Annotated in this window: 7 protein-coding genes; 4 read left to right on the top strand and 3 right to left on the bottom strand. The window is 56.8% G+C overall.

Annotation, left to right across the window (positions count from 1 at the left end):
• Positions 1–52: 52 nt before the first annotated feature.
• Positions 53–1,339 carry an MFS transporter gene (locus VFU50_01870; protein HEU5231578.1) on the bottom strand — a complete coding sequence of 429 codons (1,287 nt, stop codon included), beginning with the start codon at positions 1,337–1,339 and terminating at the stop codon, positions 53–55.
• A gap of 31 nt (positions 1,340–1,370) precedes the next feature.
• Positions 1,371–2,492: an IS256 family transposase gene (locus VFU50_01865; GenBank protein HEU5231577.1), complete on the bottom strand. Its 1,122-nt coding sequence runs from the start codon at positions 2,490–2,492 to the stop codon at positions 1,371–1,373.
• 211 nt (positions 2,493–2,703) lie between these two features.
• Between VFU50_01865 and VFU50_01860 the strand changes: the two genes are divergently transcribed.
• From VFU50_01860 to VFU50_01850, 3 genes are all read left to right on the top strand, one after another.
• Positions 2,704–3,837 (top strand): alpha/beta hydrolase-fold protein, encoded by a 1,134-nt coding sequence (locus VFU50_01860; GenBank protein ID HEU5231576.1) that lies wholly within the window; start codon positions 2,704–2,706, stop codon positions 3,835–3,837.
• A 168-nt stretch (positions 3,838–4,005) separates the two neighbouring features.
• Positions 4,006–4,245, top strand: coding sequence for an exodeoxyribonuclease VII small subunit (locus VFU50_01855; protein HEU5231575.1), 240 nt, complete (start codon positions 4,006–4,008; stop codon positions 4,243–4,245).
• A gap of 153 nt (positions 4,246–4,398) precedes the next feature.
• Positions 4,399–5,073 carry a uracil-DNA glycosylase gene (locus VFU50_01850; protein ID HEU5231574.1) on the top strand — a complete coding sequence of 225 codons (675 nt, stop codon included), beginning with the start codon at positions 4,399–4,401 and terminating at the stop codon, positions 5,071–5,073.
• A gap of 66 nt (positions 5,074–5,139) precedes the next feature.
• On the opposite strand, the gene VFU50_01845 is transcribed toward VFU50_01850, so the two are convergent.
• The gene (locus VFU50_01845; protein HEU5231573.1) at positions 5,140–5,337 is read right to left on the bottom strand and encodes a hypothetical protein; all 198 of its coding nucleotides are present in this window, start codon (positions 5,335–5,337) and stop codon (positions 5,140–5,142) included.
• 259 nt (positions 5,338–5,596) lie between these two features.
• On the opposite strand from VFU50_01845, the gene VFU50_01840 reads away from it, so the two are divergent.
• The coding region (locus tag VFU50_01840) for a hypothetical protein (protein ID HEU5231572.1) at positions 5,597–6,247 on the top strand (651 nt) is incomplete at its 3' end.

Below are 6,247 nucleotides of genomic sequence, written 5' to 3'. Positions count from 1 at the left end.
GGCGCTCAGGATGACAGGTGGTCGTGTTCAGTAGTGATGATCTGCGAACCATTCATACCATTTCTTGCTGCTTGGCCTCAGCTTCAATTTCCCCGACTGGGATCAACCGATCCATCTGGCGCAATTGCGGAAAAATCCATGCCCAGAGGCCCACGACAAGCAACGTGCCGACGCCTCCGAAGAGGACCGCGGGTACGGCGCCGAACCACTGGGCAGTAATTCCCGATTCGAACTGGCCAAATTCGTTCGAGGCCCCAATAAACAGCAGATTCACCGCGCTCACACGTCCGCGCATCGCCGCAGGCGTGGCAATCTGAACCAGCGTGTTGCGGATCACAACGCTGATCATGTCAGAAGCGCCTACGACGAAAAGCGAAATCAGAGAGATCGTCATGGAACGCGAAATGCCGAAAATAATCGTCGAGACTCCGAATATGGCAACGGCGATGAACATCATTACTCCGGACCGGCGTTGCAACGGACGATAGGCCAGAACTACAGCCATTAGCGCTGCCCCGGCAGCGGGCATGCTGCGCAACACACCGAGGCCGCCTGGGCCAACATGCAGCACGTCTTCTGCATAGACAGGGAGCAGCGCGACAGCGCCGCCCAGCAGCACGGCAAACAGATCCAGCGAGATGGATCCCAAAATGATCTTTTCCCGCCACACGTAGCGCACGCCAGCAAGCAGCGTCTCGATGGAAATGTCCTTCTTTTCCATGCGTCCGGTGCGTACGTGCATCATCAGCAAGAACACGAAACCGGCGGCGTAGCAGGCAGCTGCGGTGATGTAAACGCTCGCCGCTCCGTGTACCCATCCGTATATCAGGCCGCCCAGGGCGGGACCCAGCACGGTGGCAATCTGGAAAACGGTAGCTCCCCAGGCCACTGCATTGCCAAAATGCTCCGTCGGCACAAGCTGCGGGACTAATGATTGGCTCGCAGGTCCGCTGAACGCGCGAGTAATGCCGATCAGGAGCAGCGTGGCGAAAATCGGAAGCACCGACTTCGCGCCATTATGGGCTTGTAGAAAAAGCAAAACTGAGCAAATGGCGTAAGAGATGTAGCAGGTCAGCAAAACGGCGCGACGATCAAAGCGGTCAGCCGTATGTCCGGCAGGGATTGAAAGCAAAACGCCGGGCAAGAACTGGACGAGTCCCACATATCCGAGATCGATCGGCCGGTGAGTGATCTCGAAAACCTGCCAGCCGACAGCGACGGACTGCATTTCGGTGCCGACGATCGAAAGCGCGCGCCCAAATTGGAACAGCCGGAAATCGCGATGCTGAAATGCGGCTCTCGGTGGGACAGCCAGTTCTGTCTCAGGGGGCACGTCCATAGGTTACACGAGCGAAATGCTCGTGGTGATGTCACGCAGCTTGTGTAAATAGCCTGAGGGTGCGGCTCTTCCAATCGAGGTTGAAGCGATGGAAGATCGAGTAAATGATGCGATCCACGCTCTGCACATTGACAAAGCAGACCATGGGCCGAGTGCGTCGTCGGACTTCTACAAAACAGCGTTCAATGACATTGGTGGTGCGCAGCTTCTTCCATAAATGCCTGGGGAAGGTGAAGAAAGACAGTAGTTCTGGAAGATCGTTTCCCAGCCGATCTGTGAGGGTCGGATATGCACTATGCCAGCGACGATGGAAGCGGCGAAAGGCGGCTTCGGCCTGGCGGCGGCTTTGCGCGCGATAGATGGCCTGGGCATCAGCCTTGACTTCGTCGTAGTCGCGCTTGCGTACCTTCTCGAGAATGTTGCGCATCTTGTGAACCCAGCAGCGCTGATGTGGAATGCGTGGATACACCGTCTGGATGGCCGCCGCTAAGCCGGCACATCCATCGGTGACGATCAGCAGCAGGCGATCGCCCACCAGTCCACGGCGATACAGATCCTGCAACAGTCCTTCCCATGCGGACTGGCTTTCTCCCTGGCTGCGCAGAAATCCGAGCAGATGGCGTGTGCCGTCAGTTCGAACTCCGTAGGCGACCAGCATCTGCACGCGTTTGCGTCCGGCTGGCCGCCGCACTCTCAGACTGACTCCGTCGAGGAACAAATACGTCCATTCGTCTTGCAGCGGCGCTTGATGAAAACTGCGCACCGCCTCATCCAAACCGCGCGTCAGCCGGGAAACACTTTGCGCGCTGATCGGCTTGTCGGTCAGGGTGGCGATCACCCGCCCCACCTGACGCGTGCTCAAACCGCGCAGAAACGCTTCTCGCACCAGCATCGTCAGCTCCGGCGCTCGCCGCTGAAAGGCTTCTAATCCTGCGGGAAGGAAGTTCTTGGTCCGCGTGCGGGCGATGCGCAAGCGAATCGTGCCAAAACGCGTGAGAAAATCCCGTTCGTAGTAGCCGTTGCGATAATCCTTCCTCGCTTGGGCTTCGCGCTCATACCGACCCGCTCCCGAATACCGGTCGCGTTCCCGCTCCGACTGCAGCTCGAAAAATCCCTTCCACGCCAGCCGCGTCTGCCCGTACAAATCCCCCAAAAACTCTCTTTCGATTCCCGCAGGAAATGTTGGTAACGCTCGCTAATGGATGTTACTTTCGCCATGTGGGTGTAAGGCTCCTTTCGTGAGCGGCTTTCGCTTGCTAGGCAAAAGCCAACTTACACCCTCTTCGCTTTTACACAAGAGACGCTACATCACCAATGCTCGTGCCCCTGTTTGCGCGTTCAGTGCCAATCCGTATAATCCTCGCGTGCTCAACTCAAGACGGCGCAGTCTAGCTCTCGCCCTTGTCAGTCTCTGCGCGCTTTCCGTTCTCGCGCAACAGCAGCCACCCGCTCCCATAGTTTCGCCGGAAGTTCAATCGGACAATCGCGTGACCTTCCGGTTTCGAGATCCAAACGCGCAGAAAGTCGAAGTTGCGCTTGAAGGACGCATCGCGCACATCCCGATGGAAAAGGACGACTCTGGCGTGTGGAGCGTCACGACCGATCCGTTGGAGCCGGATTTCTACGGCTACTCTTTCGTGGCCGATGGCGTTGTCCTGATCGATCCTTCGAATCCGCTGCTGAAACCAAATTTGCTGAATACGCAGAACATGGTCCATATCCCTGGACCATCGCTGCCATGGGAAGTGAACGATGTGCCGCACGGAATAGTGCATCATCACTTCTATAAATCGGGCGTGGTCGGCGATCAGCGCGACTATTACGTGTACACTCCGCCGGACTACAACCCTGCAAAGAAGAAGAAATATCCCGTGCTCTATCTGCTGCACGGCTACAGTGACGATGCCAGCGGCTGGACTGCAGTAGGCCGCGCCAATGTCATTCTCGACAACTTGATCGCGCAGCAGAAAGCAACACCCATGATCGTGGTGATGACGCTCGGATATGGCGATCTCGACATGCTGAAGCGTGGCTTCCGCGCCTTCAACAATGACGATCTACGCGAGCGAAATCTCGAGAACTATCGCAAGGCTCTGCTCACCGAAGTGATTCCGCAAGTTGAGCACGAATATCGAACGTTCACCGACCGGAAGTCGCGCGCAATCGCCGGGCTCTCGATGGGAGGATCGGAATCGCTGTTCGTCGGACTGACTAACCTCGATCGCTTCGGCTGGATTGGCGCATTCAGCACCGGTGGGCTCAACGAAAACTTCGATCAGCAATTCACCGGTTGGAATCCGAAAGATACAGCCAACCTGCAACTGCTCTGGATTGCCTGCGGCACTGAAGATCGTTTGATTGAGGTGAATCGCCGCTTCCGCGAGTGGCTCACCAGCAAGGGTGTAAAGCACACGGATATCGATACTCCTGGCATGCACACTTGGATGGTCTGGCGGCGCAACCTGGCCGCATTTGCACCGTTGCTGTTCCAGAAGTAACAGAACCGCCAGCGGTAGCCGGTGTGTCGCTGGGCGTCGAAGCCCAGCGACACTGATGTTGCTGGAACTCTCACAGTTCCACACGGTGCTTTTTTCGATTTGCAGCTCACAACGCTTCTCTTCGTATGTACTTCGTTCCTCCGTTTACAATATTGACGGAGCCTCACTTTGCCCAAATTTGAAGACTGTCTCCAGCAGCTGGAGAAAATCGTCGAACAGCTCGAGAAAGGTGATCTCCCGCTGGAGAAGTCTCTGCAACTCTTCGAGGAAGGCGTGCGTCTGTCCAACTCCTGCCGACAGGAACTGGAAGCTGCTGAAGGAAAAGTTGAGATCCTGATGAAGCAGGGCAGCAAACTTCAGCCAGAGCCATTCGAAGCAGGGAAGCAGGCTGCGGGAGAGAGTCAATAGATCACTCGCCGAATCCAGCCTTTATTCAAACAGGAACGAGTCACGATCACCAAAGCAGTGCCCGCGCAAGCCGTCAAACTTACAAGAGCAGGAACGAGCCGCAAAGGAACGAGAGCGTCGCGCCTCAACTCGGCTGCGCCGCAGCTTCGGACCGTGTCCGAATTGAACCAAGCAGTCATTGCTTGTCGGCTGTGCCCCAGACTCGTCGCCTACCGCGAAGAAATTGGACGCATAAAACGCCGCGCCTACGCTGATTGGAATTATTGGGCCAAGCCGGTTCCCGGTTTCGGCGATCCCAAAGCGCGTGTTCTCATTTTGGGACTGGCGCCAGGAGCACACGGCTCAAATCGCACCGGGCGTCCATTTACAGGCGATGGCTCTGGCTACTTCATGTATCCCGTGCTTCACGAGACGGGATTCGCGTCGCAACCCACAGCTACGCACCGTGATGACGGAATGAAACTCACGGATGCGTACATCACTGCAGCGGTCCGGTGCGCGCCGCCGGCGAACAAACCGAATCCTGATGAGATCGCCAACTGCTCGCACTTTCTCGATGTTGAACTCGCGGCATTGCGACGCGTGCGTGTTGTGGTCGCGCTAGGAAAGATCGGATTCGATGCATATCTCAATCATCTGCGTCGGGCAGGAGTTATCGCTTCGCGCGCGCCTTACACCTTTGGTCACGGAGTTGAGTACCAAATGCCAAACGAGGTGATTTTGATGGGGGCTTATCACCCGTCTCTTCAGAACACCAATACGGGGAAACTCACGAAGGAAATGTTTCGAGCGGTGTTCGAACGGGCGAGGGTGGTGGCGCAGTTGTGAGTTGAAACGCACTGAGCAGCCGCCCGGTAGGCAGCGCATGTATTGCGGCTGAGCTGGGCACGCTGGTTACGCCCGTCCGAACTGAATTCCAATTGCGTCAAATGCGAGCGGATCGAGAGGATGATCTTCGCCGAGGGTCTCGATCTGGTCATCGCCGTCGCGCAGCATGCGATACCAGAGCAGCTCGCTGATCGCGCGACGATAGAAGTCGGCGTTGGCGCCTTGCAACTTCTCGGGAGCGAAAAAGGTTTCGAGTTTCGTCATGTTAAGCCTCTGGTATTCGCACTTTGGCGGTTGTCGTTACCTGTATTCAACCCACATCTGATGCAAATTCTTCGCAGCCAGCAACTCAGCAGGTAAAGAATTCTTAACTTCAGGCCGACCGATTTCGACAGGTGTTCTGCTTGTCTAAGCGGTTTCGAAACCGCGCAGCAGCAGTGCGCCATTATGCGCCAACCTCAACAACATCAATGTCATCCCAACATCTATCCGGCGTTTGCAAGCACTACCACCGGGCCTGCTTATGTCCCGTCCAACGGTCAGGCCGAGATTTCTGCGTCCGCCCCGCCTTCGCGCCGGACACTCCTACTGGAGCTACGTTTTTGCTGCTGCTCTGGCTGTTGTGGCGGTCCTCGTCGCCGCAGTACCGGTAAGTACCCAGAAACCTGCAGGGCTAATTTGTCTATTCGCCCTGCTGATCAGCGCGCTTGTGGGCGGATATGCTGCCGGCTGGCTCGCTCTTGTAATCACTGCTGGTGGGCTCTGGCTTTTGCTTCCGGGATCGAGTACGGCTGCGCCCGATTTCCAGTCTGGAGTAGTGCTCTGGTGTGCATACGTGGGGCTTGGGATAGTGCTGATCGAAGTCATTCGACGCCAGCAGCGTGAACGGTTGCAATTGCTGGAACACGATCAGCGCCTCCGGCTCGCCCGCCGTGCTGCTCGCATTTGGTTCTGGGAGTGGGACCTGCAGTCGAATCTGCTGCGCTGGTCACGAGAAGGAGAGTACCGCGCCAATGACAGCAAGAGGAGCGAGTGCTACCAACTTGCAGTCGACGAATACATTAATCGCAGGGTCCATCCTGAAGATCGCGATCGAGTGCTGACCTCATTGTTCGAGGCCGCAGCCCGTCATCTCCGCCTGGACCTCGAATACCGCGTTGTTGAGCGCGACGGC

Source organism: Terriglobales bacterium, assembly GCA_035764005.1.
Taxonomy (GTDB): Bacteria; Acidobacteriota; Terriglobia; order Terriglobales; family Acidobacteriaceae; genus Gp1-AA112.
The sequence above is the reverse complement of the archived record's forward strand: the minus strand, read 5'-3'. Positions and strand labels throughout refer to the sequence as shown.

Bases quoted from the DNA above. Each gene is read 5' to 3' on its own strand.
- VFU50_01845 (HEU5231573.1), bottom strand. From the start codon at position 5,337: ATGACGAAACTCGAAACCTTTTTCGCTCCCGAGAAGTTGCAAGGCGCC.
- VFU50_01870 (HEU5231578.1), bottom strand. From the start codon at position 1,339: ATGGACGTGCCCCCTGAGACAGAACTGGCTGTCCCACCGAGAGCCGCA.